Origin of the sequence: Sphingobium sp. B10D7B (assembly GCF_025961955.1) — a bacterium.
In the GTDB taxonomy this organism is placed as follows: Bacteria; Pseudomonadota; Alphaproteobacteria; order Sphingomonadales; family Sphingomonadaceae; genus Sphingobium.
Genome location: NZ_JAOQOQ010000001.1, coordinates 1,331,117 through 1,349,533, shown reverse-complemented (window position 1 = coordinate 1,349,533; position 18,417 = coordinate 1,331,117). Strand labels below are relative to the sequence as shown.

General features: G+C 64.8%; 19 protein-coding genes, 1 tRNA gene and 1 pseudogene. 13 read left to right on the top strand and 8 right to left on the bottom strand.

The window, feature by feature from the left end:
• Positions 1-49: 49 nt before the first annotated feature.
• The 4 genes from M2331_RS06360 to plsY are packed head-to-tail and all read right to left on the bottom strand — an operon-like array spanning position 50 to position 2,500.
• A complete protein-coding gene (locus M2331_RS06360; protein WP_181559496.1) occupies positions 50-352 on the bottom strand; it encodes a hypothetical protein in 303 nt (100 codons plus the stop codon).
• 57 nt (positions 353-409) lie between these two features.
• On the bottom strand, positions 410-736 hold the full coding sequence (locus M2331_RS06355) for a hypothetical protein (protein WP_181559495.1): 327 nt from the start codon (positions 734-736) through the stop codon (positions 410-412).
• A gap of 55 nt (positions 737-791) precedes the next feature.
• Positions 792-1,883: a DNA-processing protein DprA gene (gene dprA, locus M2331_RS06350; protein WP_181559494.1), complete on the bottom strand. Its 1,092-nt coding sequence runs from the start codon at positions 1,881-1,883 to the stop codon at positions 792-794.
• Entirely contained in the window at positions 1,880-2,500 is a 621-nt protein-coding gene (plsY, locus tag M2331_RS06345; protein WP_181559493.1) for a glycerol-3-phosphate 1-O-acyltransferase PlsY, read from the bottom strand. The genes dprA and plsY overlap by 4 nt, the downstream gene beginning before the upstream one ends.
• Before the next feature lie 147 nt (positions 2,501-2,647).
• On the opposite strand from plsY, the gene M2331_RS06340 reads away from it, so the two are divergent.
• Positions 2,648-3,397, top strand: coding sequence for a ParA family protein (locus M2331_RS06340; protein ID WP_181559492.1), 750 nt, complete (start codon positions 2,648-2,650; stop codon positions 3,395-3,397).
• 10 nt (positions 3,398-3,407) lie between these two features.
• On the opposite strand, the gene M2331_RS06335 is transcribed toward M2331_RS06340, so the two are convergent.
• Both M2331_RS06335 and M2331_RS06330 read right to left on the bottom strand, forming a co-directional pair.
• On the bottom strand, positions 3,408-5,771 hold the full coding sequence (locus M2331_RS06335; protein ID WP_181559491.1) for a putative bifunctional diguanylate cyclase/phosphodiesterase: 2,364 nt from the start codon (positions 5,769-5,771) through the stop codon (positions 3,408-3,410).
• 77 nt (positions 5,772-5,848) lie between these two features.
• Positions 5,849-7,567, bottom strand: coding sequence for a fatty acyl-AMP ligase (locus M2331_RS06330; protein ID WP_181559490.1), 1,719 nt, complete (start codon positions 7,565-7,567; stop codon positions 5,849-5,851).
• Between the two features lie 195 nt (positions 7,568-7,762).
• On the opposite strand from M2331_RS06330, the gene M2331_RS06325 reads away from it, so the two are divergent.
• The 4 genes and pseudogenes from M2331_RS06325 to M2331_RS06310 form a co-directional block, all read left to right on the top strand.
• Positions 7,763-8,317, top strand: coding sequence for a regulatory protein RecX (locus M2331_RS06325; protein WP_181561397.1), 555 nt, complete (start codon positions 7,763-7,765; stop codon positions 8,315-8,317).
• Complete coding sequence (locus M2331_RS06320; protein WP_181559489.1) at positions 8,314-8,898, top strand: DUF192 domain-containing protein; 585 nt, start codon at positions 8,314-8,316, stop codon at positions 8,896-8,898. The genes M2331_RS06325 and M2331_RS06320 overlap by 4 nt, the downstream gene beginning before the upstream one ends.
• 60 nt (positions 8,899-8,958) lie before the next feature.
• The gene (locus tag M2331_RS06315; protein ID WP_181559488.1) at positions 8,959-9,354 is read left to right on the top strand and encodes an NADH:ubiquinone oxidoreductase subunit NDUFA12; all 396 of its coding nucleotides are present in this window, start codon (positions 8,959-8,961) and stop codon (positions 9,352-9,354) included.
• Between the two features lie 170 nt (positions 9,355-9,524).
• Positions 9,525-9,761 (top strand): annotated as a pseudogene (locus M2331_RS06310) (DUF2155 domain-containing protein); the annotation flags it as partial.
• A gap of 35 nt (positions 9,762-9,796) precedes the next feature.
• On the opposite strand, the gene aat reads toward M2331_RS06310, so the two are convergent.
• Positions 9,797-10,537, bottom strand: coding sequence for a leucyl/phenylalanyl-tRNA--protein transferase (gene aat, locus M2331_RS06305; RefSeq protein ID WP_181559487.1), 741 nt, complete (start codon positions 10,535-10,537; stop codon positions 9,797-9,799).
• Between the two features lie 118 nt (positions 10,538-10,655).
• Here aat and M2331_RS06300 point away from each other — a divergent pair, with 118 nt between their 5' ends.
• The 5 genes from M2331_RS06300 (at position 10,656) to M2331_RS06280 (ending at position 14,811) form a co-directional block, all read left to right on the top strand.
• Positions 10,656-11,345, top strand: coding sequence for an alpha/beta fold hydrolase (locus M2331_RS06300; RefSeq protein WP_181559486.1), 690 nt, complete (start codon positions 10,656-10,658; stop codon positions 11,343-11,345).
• A 77-nt stretch (positions 11,346-11,422) separates the two neighbouring features.
• A tRNA-Trp gene (locus tag M2331_RS06295) sits at positions 11,423-11,498 on the top strand.
• A 144-nt stretch (positions 11,499-11,642) separates the two neighbouring features.
• The gene (gene secE / locus M2331_RS06290; protein ID WP_181559485.1) at positions 11,643-11,849 is read left to right on the top strand and encodes a preprotein translocase subunit SecE; all 207 of its coding nucleotides are present in this window, start codon (positions 11,643-11,645) and stop codon (positions 11,847-11,849) included.
• 44 nt (positions 11,850-11,893) lie between these two features.
• A complete protein-coding gene (gene nusG / locus M2331_RS06285; protein WP_181559484.1) occupies positions 11,894-12,430 on the top strand; it encodes a transcription termination/antitermination protein NusG in 537 nt (178 codons plus the stop codon).
• 269 nt (positions 12,431-12,699) lie between these two features.
• Entirely contained in the window at positions 12,700-14,811 is a 2,112-nt protein-coding gene (locus M2331_RS06280; protein ID WP_181559483.1) for a PQQ-dependent dehydrogenase, methanol/ethanol family, read from the top strand.
• Positions 14,812-14,829: 18 nt separating this feature from the next.
• On the opposite strand, the gene M2331_RS06275 is transcribed toward M2331_RS06280, so the two are convergent.
• Positions 14,830-15,504, bottom strand: coding sequence for a spermidine synthase (locus M2331_RS06275; RefSeq protein WP_181559482.1), 675 nt, complete (start codon positions 15,502-15,504; stop codon positions 14,830-14,832).
• A 113-nt stretch (positions 15,505-15,617) separates the two neighbouring features.
• Between M2331_RS06275 and M2331_RS06270 the strand changes: the two genes are divergently transcribed.
• The 3 genes from M2331_RS06270 (at position 15,618) to M2331_RS06260 (ending at position 18,375) form a co-directional block, all read left to right on the top strand.
• A complete protein-coding gene (locus M2331_RS06270; RefSeq protein ID WP_181559481.1) occupies positions 15,618-16,073 on the top strand; it encodes a hypothetical protein in 456 nt (151 codons plus the stop codon).
• Positions 16,074-16,182: 109 nt separating this feature from the next.
• Positions 16,183-17,559, top strand: a complete 1,377-nt coding sequence (locus tag M2331_RS06265; protein WP_181559480.1) for an MFS transporter — start codon at positions 16,183-16,185, stop codon at positions 17,557-17,559.
• 117 nt (positions 17,560-17,676) lie between these two features.
• Entirely contained in the window at positions 17,677-18,375 is a 699-nt protein-coding gene (locus tag M2331_RS06260) for an HPP family protein (RefSeq protein ID WP_181559479.1), read from the top strand.
• Positions 18,376-18,417: the final 42 nt, after the last annotated feature.

Sequence of the window (18,417 nt, the reverse complement as noted above, 5' to 3'; positions counted from 1 at the left end):
GAAGACGGGCGGATCTGCAACCCGCAGACCCGCCCTGCCCCAACACCCATCAGCGCAAATAGTTGATGATCGCATAAACGCCGATGGCGCAGAGCAGAACAATTATCGCTATCACCGTGTAGCCGAAGGGCGAAATTCGCTCGATATGATCCTTGTAGAAGCGCTCATAGCCGGGCCGCAGATCATCGCGAGCGGACAGCATCGCGACATCATAGGAGGAGGCCTCCTTGCGATACCAGTGGAGAAGACGCTTCAAATCGTCCTCGCTCAGGTCAGGATATGCGGCGATCAATGCGTCGATGCGCGCCTGCGCAGCGACAGCCCCGGAGTCGGGGGTCGTCAGGTGTTTCATGATAATTGTCCGAAGTTCGGGTGAGATAGGGCGCCGAGAAGGCGCGATTACCGAGCTTCAGACAGAGGGAGGCGGGCGTGGGCCTTGATTGCGGCGCGCCGCCTGATCGTGGGTTGGGTCTGCGCGGCCCAGCCGCGGCAAGAATTCCGGGACCGCCACTGTGCGCCCTGCTGCCACGACAGCGGGCGCATAAGGGAGCGGCGGCAGCGTGTGAGGCAGCCCCGTCTTGGCAAACTCGCTCCGCCCCGGCGGAACCAGCGCGACGTCGACGGTCGAAGCGCTGAAGGCCGAGCCGTTGCGCGGCTGGAACGTCGCCGCACCGTCCGGCCATGCCTGCACCGCGATGAGCGCAAGGAGCAACAAGGACAGCAGCCGGCGCATCATCGCACCGGGCAATCCTCGGGCCTGCCAGGCGGGCAAGATGTCAAGCGGTGCCACCTCAGGCAAGGCTCACCCGTCCCCCGGCATGGCGCTGCAAACGACCGGCAATCTCAAGCTCGAGCAGCGCCGTCTGCACGCTCGCCGGCGGCAGGCCGCTCTGCCGGATGAGTTCGTCGACCGCCACCGGGCTGAGGCTGAGCAAGCCCGTCACGCGCTGGCGTTCCGCCTCCCCCAGATCGTCGGACGGCGGCTGCGACAGGAAGTCGCGCTGACCCGAGCGCAGCGCGCGGGGATCGAGCGACGCGATCGCCTCCACGACATCCTGCGCGCTTTGCACCAGCGTGGCGCCGTCGCGAATAAGGGCATTACAGCCATGGGCGCGCGGATCGGCCGGAAAGCCGGGCACGGCCATCACCTCCCGCCCCTCCTCGCCCGCCAGCCGCGCAGTCAGCAGCGAGCCCGAGCGCGGCGCAGCCTCGACCACCACCGTACCCAGGCTCATCCAGGCGATGATCCGGTTGCGGGCGGGAAAGTGGCGGGCAAGCGGCTCAGCGCCGGGCGGCAGCTCGGTGAGCAGCAGGCCCTCGCGGGCAATTCGCTCCTGCAGATCGGCATTTTCCGGAGGGAAATTGACATCGATGCCAGACCCGATGACCGCAACGGTCCGCGTGATCCCTGCCCCCTGATGCGCGGCAGTATCGATGCCGCGTGCGAGACCGGAGACCACGACGATGCCGGCCTCGCGCAGCGCGTGGGCCAGTTCTCGCGCAAATCGGCAGGCTGCAGCGGAGGCGTTGCGCGCACCGACGATGGCCACACAGCGCCCCATGCCCAGCGCCGCATTGCCGCGGGCGATGAGCACCGGCGGGGCACCTTCGGCCTGACCGAGCAGAGCCGGGTAATCCGCCTCGCCCAGAAACAGATAATCCGCGCCCACCCGCTCGACCTGCGCGATTTCGGCATCGACGCTGTGGCGATCACAGGGCTTGAAGCGCCGGTTTCCCCCGCGCGAGGCGAGATCGGGCAGCGCCTCCAGAGCGCGTCCCGCCGTGCCGAAGCGGGCTAGCAGTTGCCGATAGGCGACCGGGCCGATATTCGGCGTCCGGATGAGCCGCAGGCGATCGTACCGATCTGCGTTGAGCGTCGTCATGCGGCGCGGGAGCTTCCCACGCGCGGTTCTTCCCCGCGCAGCAGGCGCGCGATGTTCAACCGATGCCGCCACAGCACCACGAGCGCCATGCCGGCGATGGGCGCCGCCAGATCGGGCCGGCCAATCAGCAACGCTGCCACCGGCGCGCTGATGGCCGCGCTCATGCCGCCCACCGAACTGATCCGAAACAGGGCCAGCGCGGCCAGCCAGACCGCCGCAAAGACCAGTCCGGCGATCCAGGACAGTGCAAGACATACGCCCAGCATCGTCGCCACGCCCTTGCCGCCGCGAAAACTCAGCCAGACCGGATAGCAATGCCCCACAAAGGCCATGACGCCGCCAATAGTGGCGCCGCTGAGGGCCATATCACCGACCGGCATCAGCCATGCGCCGACCATCGCTGCCACGGCACCTTTCGCGCCATCCAGCAGGAGCGTCGCAGCCGCGAGGCCCTTGCGTCCGGTGCGCAGCACATTGGTCGCGCCGATATTACCGGAGCCGATCGCGCGCAGGTCCCCTGCCCCGGCCAGCCGCGTGAGAATGATGCCGAAGGGGATGGACCCCAGAAGATAGCCGACAAGCGCGACAAGGGCCGGCAACTGCCATTGCATGGACATTCTGCTCCTGTTTCGCCGGTGACCTTTGCGCAGCGGCGGGCGATCTTGCAAGCGGGGATCGCGTGCGAGGGCTCGGCGCATGGCGCGGACGGGCCCATCGCATGACTTTAATTTGCAACATTTCTGTCATCGATCCATCACAGGATCATGGCAGCGCAACCCGAGATGAAGACAATCGCGGTGTTCAGCCTCAAGGGAGGCGTCGGCAAATCCACCTTTGCCGTCAATCTGGCATGGGCCTCGGCAAGCCTCTCGGCGCGGCGGACATTGCTGTGGGATCTCGACCCGCAGGGCGCCGCGACCTGGCTCCTGGCCGCGCAGACGGAAACGCGCGACGCCGCCCGCGCTGTCTTCGCGCGGCAGCTGGAACCGGAAGACATCTGCCAGCCCACCGCCATCCCCGGCCTTGATCTCTTGGCCGCAGACATGTCCCTTCACGGTCTGGAGCGGCTGCTCTTCGATCTGGGTAAAAAGCGCCGGTTGGCGAAGCTCCTCTCGGGCCTCGCGCAGCGTTATGACCGCGTCATCCTGGATTGCCCGCCCGGGCTCACCGAGACAGCCGAGCAGGTGCTGCGGGGCGCAGATCTTGTCGTGGCGCCGGTGATCCCCTCACCGCTCGCCCGCAAATCGCTCGATGATCTGGCCAGCATCCTGATCCGGCGCGGCGGATGGCATCCCCCGATCCTGCCGGTGTTCTCGATGGTGGACCGGCGGCGCAAGCTCCATGCCGAGGCGCTCGAAGCCCATCCAGACTGGCCGATCGTCAGCTACTCCAGCCTTGTCGAGCAGATGGGCTTCCGGCGTGCGCCGCTCGCCACTTATGCCGCCCAGAGCCAGCCGGCCGAGCAATTTGCGACGATCTGGCAAGCCATCGAGCGCCGTCTCGCCAAAGGGTGAGGCGAAAGGATTAGGCGACCTGCGTCGCCGAGCGCCCGAACAGGCCGATGCTCTCGTCTCGCGACATGGGCCGGCCGAAATAATAGCCCTGAATCTTCGAGCATCCCAGCGCCCGGATGATGTCATATTCCCCTTCGGTTTCTACACCCTCGGCGGTGGTCTCCAGCCCAAGGCTGGTGGCCATGGCCACCACCGCGTTGATGATGGCGAGGCTCTCACGCTGGCCGCGAGCGGCGCCGTGAATGAAGCTTTGATCGACCTTGATGGTGTCGAACCGTGCACGGGAAAGGTAGCCGAGCGACGAGTAGCCCGTCCCGAAATCGTCCAGCGAAAGCCGGATGCCCATTTTCGCCAACCGATCGAGCGCCTGCGACGCGCCCGTCTCCTCCTGCATGAATACGCTCTCGGTCACCTCCAGCTCCAACCGGCTGGCGGGAAGCCCGGACTGCGCCAGAGCTGCGCTGATCTGTGGGACGATCTCGGGATCGCATAGTTGCTGGGCCGACACATTGACCGAGAGGCTCACCGCGTCGGGCCAGTGACAGGCTGTCTTGCACGCCGTCTCCAGCACCCAAGCCCCGAGGCGGGAGATGAGCCTTGTATCTTCGGCGATAGGAATGAAGCGGCTGGGCGGAATCGGACCAAGCTGGGGGTGCGTCCACCGGCAGAGCGCTTCGAAGCCGATGACATGGCGGGACCGCGCGTTGAGGATGGGCTGGTAGACCAAGTGAAATTCGCCGGCCTCGATTGCGTTGCGCAACGCCAGTTCGAGATTGCGACGCTCCTCTGCATCGGCGTGCATCGATGCCGTAAAGCGCAGATGCTTGCCGCGCCCGGCCTCCTTGGCGCGATACATGGCCAGATCCGCACTGCGCATCAGCATGTCCGCATCCGTCCCGTCCTGCGGTGCCATGGCCGAGCCGATGCTGGCGCCGATGAACAGCGTCTGCCCATCGAGCACATAGGGTCTGGACACGACCTCGATGATCGCGCTCGCCAGCCGGTCGACATAGATGGGATCGGCCACCTCGCGCACGACTACGGCAAACTCATCGCCGCCGAGCCGACCGCAGACTTCGTTGAGCGAGCAGACGCCGCGCAAACGTTCGGCAACTTGGGCCAGAAGCTGGTCGCCGACATGATGACCGAGCGTATCGTTCACCGATTTGAACCGATCGAGATCGATCATCATGAAGGCGCATCGTGTCTGCCACGTCTGCGTGTCTTCGACGGATTTGGCCAGTTCCTCACCCAGATTGAGCCGGTTGGGAAGATTGGTGAGCGTATCCAGCCGGGCAAGCTGCGAAATGCGCTCGTTCGTCTCCTTCTGCACCGTGATGTCGGAGCCGACGCCGCGAAAGCCCAGGAAATTGCCGGCCTGATCCAGCCGGGGAGATGCGGACAATGACCACCAGCGGCGCGCACCATCGACCGTGCCGGACAGGCACAGGTCGGAAAAGGACACACGGTCCTTGAGCTTCTCCGCCAGCACATGAAGGGCCGGGTCGAAATCCCCGTTCGTCCAGGTCGATCCTGCCAGCACCTGGAGGATGGACTGGCCGTCCACCTCTTCCACCGTCTTGCCGAGCATCCGTGCAAAAGCCGGGGAAACCCCGGTCAGACGCCGGGCGGTGTCGGTCTGCCACAGCACATCTGCCCCGTCGCGATCATGCTCACGCAGCAGGAGACTGACGACCTCGCGCTTTTCGGCCAGCGCCTTGCTGGTCGAGACCTGCACGCCGAACTGGTGCGCCTGCCAGAGGCTCGTCGCCAAAGCGAGCAGAGCATAGATCGCCACGACACCCGCCAGAAAGGGATCGGCATGTCGCAGCATCATCCAGACGGTGCCCGTGCCGATCGACAGGATGAAGCCACTGGCGGACAATGGGGTGGACTGGAACGAAATGGCCACCGACGCCATCAGGCAGCAGGCGATGGTCCAGAATGTGACCACTTCTTCCGGCCTGGCTTCGCCGGTGAAGAGCACCATTGCGGCGACCCATATGGCGCCCTGCAGCCAGCAGATCGCGCCATGTCGCAACAATGCGGCCCGCGTCGCATCGGCATAATCTGACGCCACATTGACCCGGCGCAACCGCAGCAACTGCGCTTGTGAAATACCGAGCACCAACATCCAGACAACGAACATCCAGATATTGATATGGTTGTAAAACCGCGCGCCCACGAGCATGGCCGAGATGGCCGTGATCGTGGTGAAGAGCCCCAGCATCCGGTCGGCGGAGCGCAACTGGCTCCCGCATACAAGGCGCCCCTGCGCCCCGGGAAGCGGGCGGAATCCGCACAACAAGCCGAGCGAAACGACTTCCGTGGCGGGCGCTGCGCGCTGGTCTGGGACGGTTGAACGCTTGGTCACGGCGCGGTCATATCGCGCGCAGGTTATCAACCCGTAAGCAAGCGCTCGCAGTCTTTTACCGCGTCAACCGCCCCCGATCAGGCTGCGATGTCATAGGGCACGATTTCCCCGGTCAGATACAGGGTCCGCGCCTTCGAGCGGCTGAGTTTGCCCGAGCTCGTGCGCGGCAGCGAGCGCGGCGGCACCAGTTCAACCACGCAGTTCATGCCGGTGATCGAACGGACGCGCTCGCGAATCTCTTCCCGCAGCCGTGCGCGCTCGACATTGTCGGAGACGCGGCAATGCACCAGGACGGCGGGTGCTTCCTCGCCCCCAGCGGTGGTGATGGCGAAGGCGGCAATGTCCCCCTGCTTGAAGCCGGGTAGCTGCTCCACCGCCCACTCGATATCCTGCGGCCAGTGATTCTTGCCGTTGATGATGATCATGTCCTTGGCGCGGCCGACAATGTACAGATAGCCATCCGAGAGATAGCCCATGTCGCCGGTGTCCAGCCAACCATCGGCCATGCAAGCATCGGTCGATTCCTGATCGCGGAAATAACCGACCATGAGCGAGGGACCGGTCGTCCACACCTTGCCGATGGTCCGCTCGGGCAGCGGGCCGCCGAATTCGTCGCGGATTTCGACAGTCATGCCCATCACCGGCTTGCCGCAATTGACGATCGCGCGGAAGCGCTGCGGGCGATCCTCCACGGCATGGCCGCCAGACAGTTCGGTTTCCTCGACCAGCTCCACCATGATGCCTTCACCCGGCGGCATGATGGTCACGGCCAGCGTCGCTTCAGCCAGGCCATAGCTCGGCAGGAAGGCCTTCGGCGAGAAGCCGGCTTCCGCAAAGGCATCGACGAACTGCTGCATCACATCCGGGCGGATCATGTCCGCGCCGTTACCGGCCAATCGCCAGCGCGACAGGTCGAAGCGCTCGGATGCCCGCGTCTGGCTGGACATGCGACGGGCGCAGATATCGTAGCCGAAAGTAGGCGAATAGCTGATCGCGGTGCCCTGATGGCGCGAGATCATATCCAGCCACGCCAGCGGGCGGCGCGCGAAATCCTCGGTCTTGAGGTAATCGGTCGAGACCTGATTGGCGACGACCGACAGGAAGCAGCCCACCAGACCCATGTCATGATACCAGGGCAGCCAGCTGATACAGCGGTCGCTCGCGATCAGCTCCATGCCGTGGCTGTGCGCCGCGAGATTGCTGAGCAGTGCCTTGTGGGTCACCGCAACGCCATGCGGAAACCGCGTCGATCCGCTGGAATATTGCAGATAGCAGATGTCGTCCGGACCGGCTTGCGGCAGCGCACAGGCTGCAACGGGTGCCGCGAGGAAGTCATCGAAGCTCAGCGGTTCCACGCCCTTGCGGCGCGCGGCCTCACCGGCCATCTCGCTCAGCTCGGTAGGGAAGAGCAGCATGATCGGGTCGCAGCTGTCGAGCTGGACGCAAAGCTGGTCGATATAGCTTTCCTTGCCGCCGAAGCTGGTGGGCAACGGTAGCGGCACAGGCCAGGCACCGGCATAGACAATGCCGAAGAACAACTGGGCGAACTCGGGGCCGGTCTCGGCGATCAGGGCGATCCGCTGCTGGGGCTGGACACCCCGCGCGATCAGCCGATAGGCGCAGGCCAGTGCATCGCCGCGCATCTCCGAAAAGGGATAAGGACGCGCAAGATTGCCGCGGGCATCGTGAAAGTTAACTCCACGAACACCCTGCGCCGCATAATCAAGCGCGGCACCCAAAGTATCGAAATCGGCAAAGCGCCGCTCAAGCCGATCTTCCGTCGGTGTTGGCTGCATCTTAAATGACCCTTCTTTTTCCGCCAGATATCATCCCCTTAAGTCAAGGCATGGCGGCTGTTCTCTTGCGTCTACGCCTGGCTGGCTTGCGCTTGTCTGAACCGAAAAGCCGCATTCTATGCCTGGCCCTACCCCGTTCTTGCGCGAGTTAGGCGCGTTTACTTTAAGACAGGGAGTGTGGCACAAAAATGGCGCATGACGCCGCGCCCGCAAAAATCGCCGCCAAAACCGCTCGTCGAAGCGAGCCTTGAGGCGCTGGCTATCCACTATGTCGGGCGCTTCGCCACCAGCCGGGGCCGGCTCGCCGCCTATCTTGCGCGCAAGCTGCGCGAGCGTGGCTGGGCCGGCGATTCCCCGCCCCCGACCGAGCGGATCACGCAAAAGCTGGTCGATCTCGGCTATGTGGACGACCGGGCCTATGCCGAGATGAAATCCGGGGCGATGCAGCGGCGGGGCCTCGGGCAACGCCGCATCGCGCAGACGCTGAGGCAGGACGGCATCGACGAGACGACATCCGAGCAGGCCGCCCCCGACGCTGCCGCGCAATGGGATGCGGCCGAGCGCCTCGCCCGCCGCAAACGAATCGGGCCGTTCGCGGCCGAGCCGGCCGACCGGCCGTTGCGGGAAAAGCAGATCGCGACCTTTTTGCGGGCGGGGCACAGCATGCAGACCGCCCGCAACTGGATCGAAAGCGCGCCCGGCGAGTTGCCGGAGCGACCGGAGACCCTGTCAGCAGAGGATTGGGAATGACGAAGAGGCGGCGGATCGGGCATGGTCTGAACATCGGCGCGCTGGCGACAGCGCTCGCACTGTCCGCCTGCCATGCGGCGCCGGAGGACAGCGCTAACACCTCAGCGGTTGCCAATAGCGCGGCCCTGCCCGCTGGCAGCACCGAAGTTCGCATTCGCACGTCCAGCGGCCAGACCCATCGCTTCGTCGCGGAAATGGCGGTGGACAAGGACGCGCAGCAGCACGGCCTGATGGGCCGCGAGACGCTGGCCGCCGATGCCGGCATGATCTTTCCGTTCGCCTATCCTAACATGGCATCCTTCTGGATGAAGGACACGCGCGTGCCGTTGGACCTGTTATTCATCCGCACCGACGGTACGATTGCCGACATCCTGCAGGGCGAGCCGAACAGCCTGCGCCCGCTCGCGGCCAATGAGCCGGTGACGGCGGTGCTGGAAATCCGGCAGGGACGTGCAGAGGCGCTCGGCATCGCCAAGGGTGACCGGATCGAATGGGGCGATTGTACCACGGATGCAGGCGCCGGTGCCGGTCGCGCGCCCGTGTGGCGAGCGGATCGCTTCTGCCCCTCGTCGCAGCGCTGAGCCGTCTTCATTCGATTCCACGTTGCCAATCCCCCGTGAGTGCGGCTAAGCGCTCTGGCCATGGGACTGCTCGGCAAGATCTTCACCTGGTGGGACGGCGCCACCATCGGCACCTCGCTGTTCACTTCGCGCAAAGGCACGAAAGTGGGCGAGGACCATCAGGGCAATGTCTATTATGAAGGCGGCACGGACCCGAATGGCCTCACGCGCCGCTGGGTGATCTATAAGGGCGCCAATGATGCCAGCCGCGTGCCTGCAGAATGGCATGGCTGGCTGCATCACAGCATCGACGGCACGCCTGAGAGCCATTTGCCGCCGCCCCGCATCTGGGAAACCGAATTCACGCCCAACCAGACCGGCACGCCGCAGGCCCATCTGCCTTCCGGCGCCATCGCTGCCGGCGGTCGCCGCCAGATGGCGACGGGCGATTACGAAGCCTGGACGCCGAATACGTGACGATTCTCCGGTCCGCGCGGCCGGGCCGATGGTTGCTCGCGCTCGGCATCATTGGACCGCTGACGGCCTGCGGAGACCCCGAGGCTGCCCGCAATGTCGCGGTTGTGCCGGAAGAGCGCACGCAGGACGAGCGCCCCGTGAAGGTCGAGACCGGCTTGCCCGGAACGCCGATGGCAGAGCGCGTCGCGGAGATCGGCCTGCTCAACAAGCGCAACGGGATCACCCAGAAATTCACGATGAAGCCGGGCGTGGCGTTGCGCTCGGGCAATGCCATCATCCGCCTGCGCGCCTGCGAAACCACCGCGCCGTGGGAAATGGACAAGGAAACCGGCGCATTCGTGCAGCTCGACGTGCTCGAAAGCCGCGACAACAAATGGCACCGCACCTTCTCCGGCTGGCTGTTCAAGGAACGGCCTGACCGTAATGTAGTGCTGCACCCGATCTACGACGTCTGGGTGATCAGCTGCGCGATGAGCTGGCCGGAGACCGGGCCAGACACGGTGCGCGTGGCGGATCGCAGCGCACGGTCGGCCGGCGCATCCGGCAACGAATCGAGCGCATCGAACGCGGCAGAAGCACCCGCAACGCCATCCGCCCCGGCCGAAAGCGCTGCGCCTAGCAATCCCGAATAGGCCTGCGCGTCAATCTCCACCGCGCCCAGGGAGGCAAGATGCGGGGTCATGAACTGACAATCGAGCAGCGTAAACCCGCCGACCCGCAGCCGGGCGACCAGCCAGGCTATCGCCACCTTTGAGGCATCGCGCCGCCGACTGAACATGCTCTCGCCAAAGAAGGCCCGCCCCAGCGCCAGACCATAGAGCCCGCCGACGAGATGGCGCTCGCCATCCTCGTGGCTCCACACTTCCACGCTGTGCGCCAGCTTGCCGTGGTGCAAGCGCACAAAGGCTTCCTCAATGTCCCGATTGATCCACGTCGTCGGGCGATCGCTGGCGCTCTGCGCGCATAGTGCGATGACCTCCTCGAACGCGGTATCCGCCGTGACCTCGAACCGGTTGGCGCGTACGGTCTTGCGCAAGGATTTGGAGAGGTGAAAGCCATCGAGCGGCAAGATCGCCCGCCGCTCAGGCTCCACCCAAAAGACCGAATTGGCGGCACGGTCGTCGGCCATGGGGAACAGCCCGACCGCATAAGCGCGCAACAGGATCGGTAAATCGATCGCCATTCCCGGCCTTTAGCATCCCCACCGGCGTTTGTCGCGCCCGTCCCTTGGGGCAAAAAGGGCTGGCAGGCGCCACCGGGAGGCGATAGCGATCCGGCACAGTCTGGAGAGGAGCAAGCCTGTGGCAATTTTCGTGCTGGTTCATGGCGCCTGGGGCGGCAGCTGGGGTTATGGCCCCCTCGCCCGCGAACTGCGGTCCGCCGGCCATGAGGTTCATGTGCCCTCGCTCACCGGCCTTGGGGAGCGTGCTCATCTGGCGCATGGCGGCATCACGCTCAGCGATCATATCGCCGATGTTGTCGGCCTCATCGATTGCGAGGGCCTGCGCGACATCATCCTCGTCGGCCATAGCTATGGCGGCATGGTCATCACCGGTGTCTCTGCCCTGCGCGGCAGCCGCATCCGCAGCCTCATCTATCTCGACGCCTTCCTGCCGAAGGACGGCGAAATGCTCTGGGACATCGTCGATGACGGGACGCGGGCGATGTATATCGAGAATCAGCGGCAGACGCCGGGCCTCGTCCAGCCGATCTTCCCGATCCCGCCGGGGCGGGCCGGGCGCGTCTCGGGCCACCCGCTCCTCACCCTGCTCGAACCGGTCAAGCTTGGTGGCGAGGAGGACGCGGTTGCGCGGCGGACGTACGTCTTTGCGTCCGCCAGCCCGCTCGGCTCGTTCGCGCCGTTCCGCGCGCGCTGCACCGCAGACCCGGCCTGGGACGTCCACGAACTCCCCACCAGCCACATGATGTGGGACGACGATCTCCCCGGCATCACTCGCATCCTCCTCGAGGACGCGGCGAAGGACGAATGACGACAAGTTGCGGAAAGCGCTGTTGACCGCTTGCGCCCGCCTTCGGGTCGCGTTAAGGGCAGCGCCTTCACCGGCACAGGGGTGTAGCTCAGCTGGTAGAGCGTCGGTCTCCAAAACCGAATGTCGTAGGTTCGAATCCTATCGCCCCTGCCAAAACTTGCCCCGAGGCGCCCGAGCGCGTAGAGGCAAGGACGGTTGCGAAATGCAGGCGGCGGGCCGGCCGGAGAAAGCTCCGGGTGCGGTCCGCTTTCTTGTGTTTCAAAGAGTTCTGGTTTCATCTGAAAGAGCAGGCTGAGCGTGGCGAAAACCTCCCCCATCGAATTCGTGAACCAGGTCAAGGCCGAGTGGAACAAGGTCACCTGGCCGACCTCGCGCGAGACGGTGATGACCACGATCATGGTGGTGATCCTGACCACGGTGCTCGGACTTTTCTTCTTTGGCATCGACACGTTCTTTGGCTGGATCGTTCGCACGCTGCTGGGTTTGGCCGCGGGCCAGAGCTGATCGCCGCTCTCCCGACCAAGACGAATTGAGGAAACGATAAAATTATGGCGCGCTGGTACATCATCCACGCTTATTCGGGCTTCGAGAACAAGGTCCGCGAGTCCATCCTGTCCGAAGCCGAGCGCATGGGTCTGGCCCAGCTCATCGAGCAGGTCGAGGTGCCGACCGAGACCGTGACCGAAGTGAAGCGCGGCAAGAAGGTTCAGGTCGAGCGCAAGAACATGCCGGGCTATGTGCTCGCCAAGCTCAGCATGAACGATGATATCTACCACCTCATCAAGAACACGCCCAAGGTCACCGGCTTCCTCGGCAATTCCGGCAAGCCGCAGCCGATCAGCGAGGCGGAAGCCGCCCGCTTCTTCGGCGCGCGCGAGGAAGCCGCCGCCCAGCCGCGTCACAAGGTCAATGTCGATTACGAGATCGGCGACAGCGTGAAGGTGATGAGCGGCCCGTTCGCCAGCTTCATCGGCACCGTCGAGGAACTGGATTTCGAGAAGAGCCGCGTGAAGGTCTCGGTTTCGATCTTCGGCCGCGCGACGCCGGTGGAACTGGACTTCGAGGAAGTCGAGCTTTCCAAATAAGGCCTTCGACAGCCAATTTTTCGAGCCGCCGGTCCCTGATCGGCGGCTCTTTTCTTGTGTCGAACGCGGGAATGACGGGCAGGAAACGCCGAAAAGGCACAAACGCGCCGCGCCGGTCTCAGCCGTTCTTCCACCTCATCCAACCTGACCATCGCGCAGGGCGATTGCGTTGGCGCGGCGAATAATCCCTTGATTGCGCAAGCACCGCAACGGTGCCGCATCAGGAGAGATTAGACGTGGCAGGGAGCAGGAGATCGTGGATCGCAGGCATGGCGCTGATGACGGCGCCGCTGCTCCTCGCGGGACAGGACGCCCGATCAGGCGGCATGCAGCCAGCCCATGTCACCAGCGAGCGGATGCGGGCGCCGGACGCACCCGCCAGCGCCGGCAGCTGGATGGCCTATGGGCGCAGCTATGACGAGCAGCGTTATTCGCCGCTCACCCAGATAAACGACAAGACCGTCCAGCGGCTTGGACTGGCCTGGTACGATGATTTGAACACCTACCGCGGCGTGCAGGCGACACCGCTGGTGGTCGATGGCGTGATCTACAACGCCTCCGCCTTCAACATCGTGACCGCCTATGATGGACGGACCGGCCGCAAGCTGTGGACCTATGATCCGCAGGTCGAGCGGCAATGGGCGCGGCTGGCCTGTTGCGGCCCCTCGACCCGTGGCATTGCGGCGTGGAACGGCAAGATCTACGTCGCCGCGCTCGACGGCCGGCTGATCGCCGTGGATGCGCAGACCGGCAAGGCGGTCTGGACGGTGCAGACCTTCGACCGCGCGCATCCCTATTCCATCACCGGCGCGCCGCGCGTGTTCGATGGCAAGGTGGTGATCGGCCATGGCGGCGCCGACTATGGCGTGCGCGGTTTCGTCAGCGCCTGGGATGCGGAGACCGGAAAACAGCTATGGAAGTTCTACACCGTGCCCGGCAACCCCGCCGATGGCCCCGACGGCGAAGCCTCGGACGCGGCGATGAAGATCGCGCTGCCGACCTGGCACGGGGAGTGGTGGAAATATGGCGGTGGCGGGACTGCGTGGGACAGCTTCGTCTACGATCCGGCGCTCAACCTCGTCTATATCGGCACCGGCAACGGATCGCCGATCAGCTGGCATTTCCGCAGCGCGGGCAAGGGTGACAATCTGTTCCTGTGCTCCATCGTGGCGGTGGATGCCGACACTGGCGCCTATCGCTGGCATTATCAGGCGGTGCCGGAAGAAGACTGGGACTTTACCTGCACCCAGCCGATGATGCTCGCGGACCTGAAGATCAAGGGCAAGACCCGCCCGGTCATCATGCAGGCGCCCAAGAACGGCTTTTTCTACGTGCTCGACCGCAAGACGGGGGAATTGCTCTCGGCCGAGAAATTCGTGCCAAGCAACTGGGCCAGCCATATCGACATAAAGACCGGGCGGCCGGTGCTGTATCCGGGCGTGCACCTGACGACGACGCCCCAGCGCATCACGCCGAGCCTGCTCGCCGCGCATAGCTGGCATCCCATGTCGTTCAGCCCGAAGACCGGGCTGGTCTATTTCCCGGCCATGGAACAATCCATCGTCTATGCCCGGCAGCGGGACGAGGATTTCGCCTTCGTGCCGTTCCGCAACAATGCCGGCTTCGATTATGCCGGCGCCACGCCGGAATGGGCCGCGCAGCGGAAGGCCTTGCAGGCAGAGGCGGACGCCATGGAGAAAGGCTATCTGCTCGCCTGGAACCCGGTGACACAGAAGGAAGCCTGGCGGGTGCCCTATTCACTCCCCGGCTCGGGTGGCACGCTGGCGACGGCGGGCAATCTCGTCTTTCAGGGCACCATCGAGAAGACCTTCGCAGCGTATCGCGCCGACACCGGGCAGATGCTCTGGGACATGAATGTCGACAATGTCGCCATCGGCGGGCCAGTCACTTACGCCATCGACGGCGTGCAATATGTGGCAGTGAATGTCGGCTGGGGCGGATCGATCGTCGCGGGGCTGAGCAAGATTCCCGGCGGCTTCCGGGTGTCACCGGCGCGGTTGCTGGTGTTCAGGCTGGATGCCAAAGGCGTGACGCTGCCGCCCCTGCCGCCGCCGACGGCCCTGCCCCGCCCGCCCTTCCTCCGCGCCACCGAAGCGCAGGTGCGGCTGGGCGCGCAACTTTATGGCGAGACTTGCGCCCGCTGCCATGGCGAGAATGCGCGCGGTGGCCTCAAGGATCTGCGCTACATGACGCCCGACACGCGCGCGCACTTCCTCGATATCGTGCTGGAGGGCACCAAGGCCGATCTAGGCATGGCCAGCTTCAAGGGCGTGCTGGACAAGACACAGGCGGAGGCGATCCACGCCTACCTCATCGCGCGCGGCAATGAGGATTGGCAGGACGATGCCGTGCGGCAATGAGGGGCTAGTTCGTGCGGCCTAGCCCCGTCGCTGGGCAAACCAGATGACGTGGCGCGGCCCCTTGCCGTTCTCCCGCGCCTTCACCGCCACCTCGTCGACAATGAACCCGGCGCTTTTCAGCCGGCGGGTGAAGGCTTCGTCCGAGCCGGCGGACCAGACGGCGAGAATGCCGCCTGGCTTGAGCGCCCGCATCGCCTGGGAGAGGCCGCGCGCGGAATAGAGCCGGTCATTGGCCGGCACGGTGAGGCCGTCGGGGCCGTTATCGACGTCGAGCAAGATGGCATCGTAGTGCCCCTGCCCGTCCTCGATCAGTTCCGCGACGTCGCTGTGAACGAGATCCACGCGCGGATCATCCAGGCAGCCGGCCGCCAATTCGGCCATCGGCCCCCGCGCCCATTCGATAATCTCCGGCACCAGCTCGGCCACCGTGACCTTCGCCTGCGCATCGAGCGCGCCCAGCGCCGCGCGCAGGGTGAAACCCATGCCATAGCCGCCGATCAGCAGATGCCGCCCCGCGCGGGAAGGCAGACGCTCCAGCGTCATCAGCGCCAGCGCCTTTTCCGATCCGCTCATCCGGCTGTTCATCAATTCATTGCGATCGAGCACGATCATGAAATCATCGCCGCGTCGGAACAGGCGCAAATCCTCGCCGCCGGGCACCTTCGCCGTGCCGAGATGTTCGCGGGGCTTCATATCGTTCCTTTCAACCGAGCCGTCCCTCTGGCAGACCCGGAGGCATCGCGCAAACGGTCCCGGCACTGTATGCCTCGGCGCGACTCTCCCCCCAATCCAATCCCCGGAGCTTCATGCGTTACTTTCTCGATACCGAATATAATGGTTTTGGTGGTGCCCTGATCAGCCTGGCCCTCGTGCCCGAATATGGCGATCAGGAGCTGTATCTCTCGCTTCTGCCGCTTCCAGAACCGCTCCACCCTTGGGTCGAGCATAATGTGATCCCTTATCTGCGCCATGTGCCGACCGGGCTGGATTATGCCGTGGAGCGGGCCAATGCGTCCGAACTGGTCGCCACCTATCTCGCCGGCGACAATGAGCCGATGATCGTCGCTGACTGGCCCGAGGACATCGCCCATTTCGCCACCCTGCTGATGACCGGGCCCGGCGAGATGATCGACGTGCGCGGCCTCCGCTTCGAGCTGGTCAATGCCGCCGGGTTCAGCAGCGCGCGCAACAGCCAGGTGCCGCATAATGCCCTTCACGACGCCCGCGCCTTGCGTGGCTTCGTGCTTTCGACCGATATCTGAACCGGGCGACGCAGCAGGTATCGCTTGCCGCCGCCCGATAGATTGCTAACCATTAAAAGAATAGTTGCCTTACGAACGATTCGAGGCACAGCCGGAGAGGACAGCCAGCATGGCCAGCGCGCCCCGCTCGATCGATATCGCCACGTTCATCAATGAGCGGAAGCTCGGCCCGTTCAATTTCCGGCTGATCGTTCTCTCCTGGTTGATCACGGTGTTCGACGGGTTCGACATGATGCTGATCAGCTTCACCGCGCCTTGGATGCGCGATGAGCTGAGCCTCTCCACGCACCAGCTGGGCAATGTGTTTTCCGCCGGCCTGTTCGGCATGATGGTCGGCGGTTTTGCCTTCGCATATATTGGCGACAGGATCGGGCGGCGACAGACGATCATCGGCGCCGCCTTCGCATTCGGCATTTTGACCACCGCCACCGCGCTGGCGCAAAGCTATGAAGCCCTTCTCATCCTGCGCTTCCTCGATGGCTTTGCCATTGGTGGCATGCTGCCGCTCGCCTGGGCGCTCAACATCGAATATGTGCCGACCAAATACCGCTCGACCGTGGTGACGGTCATCATGGTCGGCTACAGCCTCGGCTCTTCGCTGGCCGGGCCGGTGACCGTGTGGCTCGCACCGACCTATGGCTGGGAGGGCGTGTTCGTCTTCGGGGGCCTCGGCACGATCGTCTGCGCATTCGCCCTGCTGTTCTGGTTGCCGGAATCAGTGCGCTTCCTCGCCAGCAAGAACCTCAAGCCGGACCTGATCGCCAAGACGCTGAACAAGGTCGATCCCACGCTCGGCGCGACCGCGCAGGACCGTTTCGTGCTCAGCGACGAGAAGCAGGACACCAGCAACTTCACCGCCGCCAAGCTGTTCAAGGGCGACCTAAAATGGCTGACGCCGCTGCTCTGGCTGGCCTATATCGCGAGCACGCTGGCGGTCTATTTCAAGGCCAATTGGGGCCCGATCGTCTATGAGGATCTCAAATTCTCGCGCGAGACGGCGGCCTATGTTTCGTCCATCGGCGGCATCGCCGGCGCGGTGCTGGGCCTGCTGCTCATGCGCTTTACCGATGGCAAGGGGCCGCTGGCGGTGGCGGTCTATCCGGCCGTCGCCTTCCCGCTGCTGCTGCTTGTCGGCCTGGTGCCGATGGAGCCGACGCTCTTCCTGATCGTCTCGGTCGCCGCGACCAGCTTCGTGGGCGGCGCGCATTTCGGTATTCTGTCGATTGCCGGCGTCTTCTATCCCTCCGCAATCCGGGCGAACGGCGCCGGCTGGGCAACATCCGTAGCCAAGATCGGCGGCATTGCAGGGCCGATCATCGGCGCGTTCGTGCTGGCGAGCGGCCTGCCGATCGTGCGCAGCTTTGCCATTCTGGCGCTGTGCCCTGCCGTTCTGGCACTGTGCGCGCTCGGCATCGGCATGATCGTGAAGCGCCGCAAAGCACCAGCAGACGTGCTCAACATGGCACAGCCCGCGCCGGCGGAATGAGCGGCGGCGCGACGACCTAAAAGCCCGGCTTGATCGGCAAGGGGAAATGCTCGCTGGTCTTCTGGGTGAGGCCGCGCCAATAGCGCGCCTCTCTTCCAAGTCGGTGCGAAGAAACCCATGACCACAGAGCGCCTCTTCAAACCGATCCTCGCCGGCGCCCGGCTGATGCCGCGCCTGCTGGCGGTGATCGGTGCGACGGCGGGGATCGGGCTGACGATCGTGCTCTGCCTGCAATTCCCGATCGCTTACGCCGATCTGCCGATCATCGTCGCGCCCATTGGCGCTTCGGCAGTTCTGGTCTTTGCCGTGCCGACCAGTCCGCTCGCCCAGCCCTGGTCGGTGGTGGGCGGGAACATCCTCTCGGCACTCGTGGGCGTGGCGGCGGCCCGCTGGATTCCGCCAATGGCGCTGGCCGCCGGCGTGGCTGTCGGCGGCGCGATCCTCGTGATGTCGCTCTGCCGCTGCCTGCACCCGCCCGGCGGGGCGGCGGCGCTGACCGCCGTGATCGGCAGCCAAGGCATTCACGATGCCGGCTATGCCTTCGCCTTCGCGCCCGTTGGCCTCAATTCCATCGCGCTGGTGTCGCTCGCCATGTTCTTCCATCGCATGACCGGTCACAGCTATCCGCATCAGCCGGCTGCGCCCGCAATCCAGAGCGCGCAGATGCGAGAGGCTTCAGGGCTGCACAGCGAGGATATCGACAAGGCGCTGGAGGATATGGACGAGAGTTTCGACATCAGCCGCGACGATCTCGCCCTGCTGCTCTCCCAGGCGGAGCTTCATGCGCTGGCGCGGCGTACCGCCGGGCAAAAGTGAATCGAGAAGACCGCTCTTTCCTTTTGCACCTGTCACCGCTAT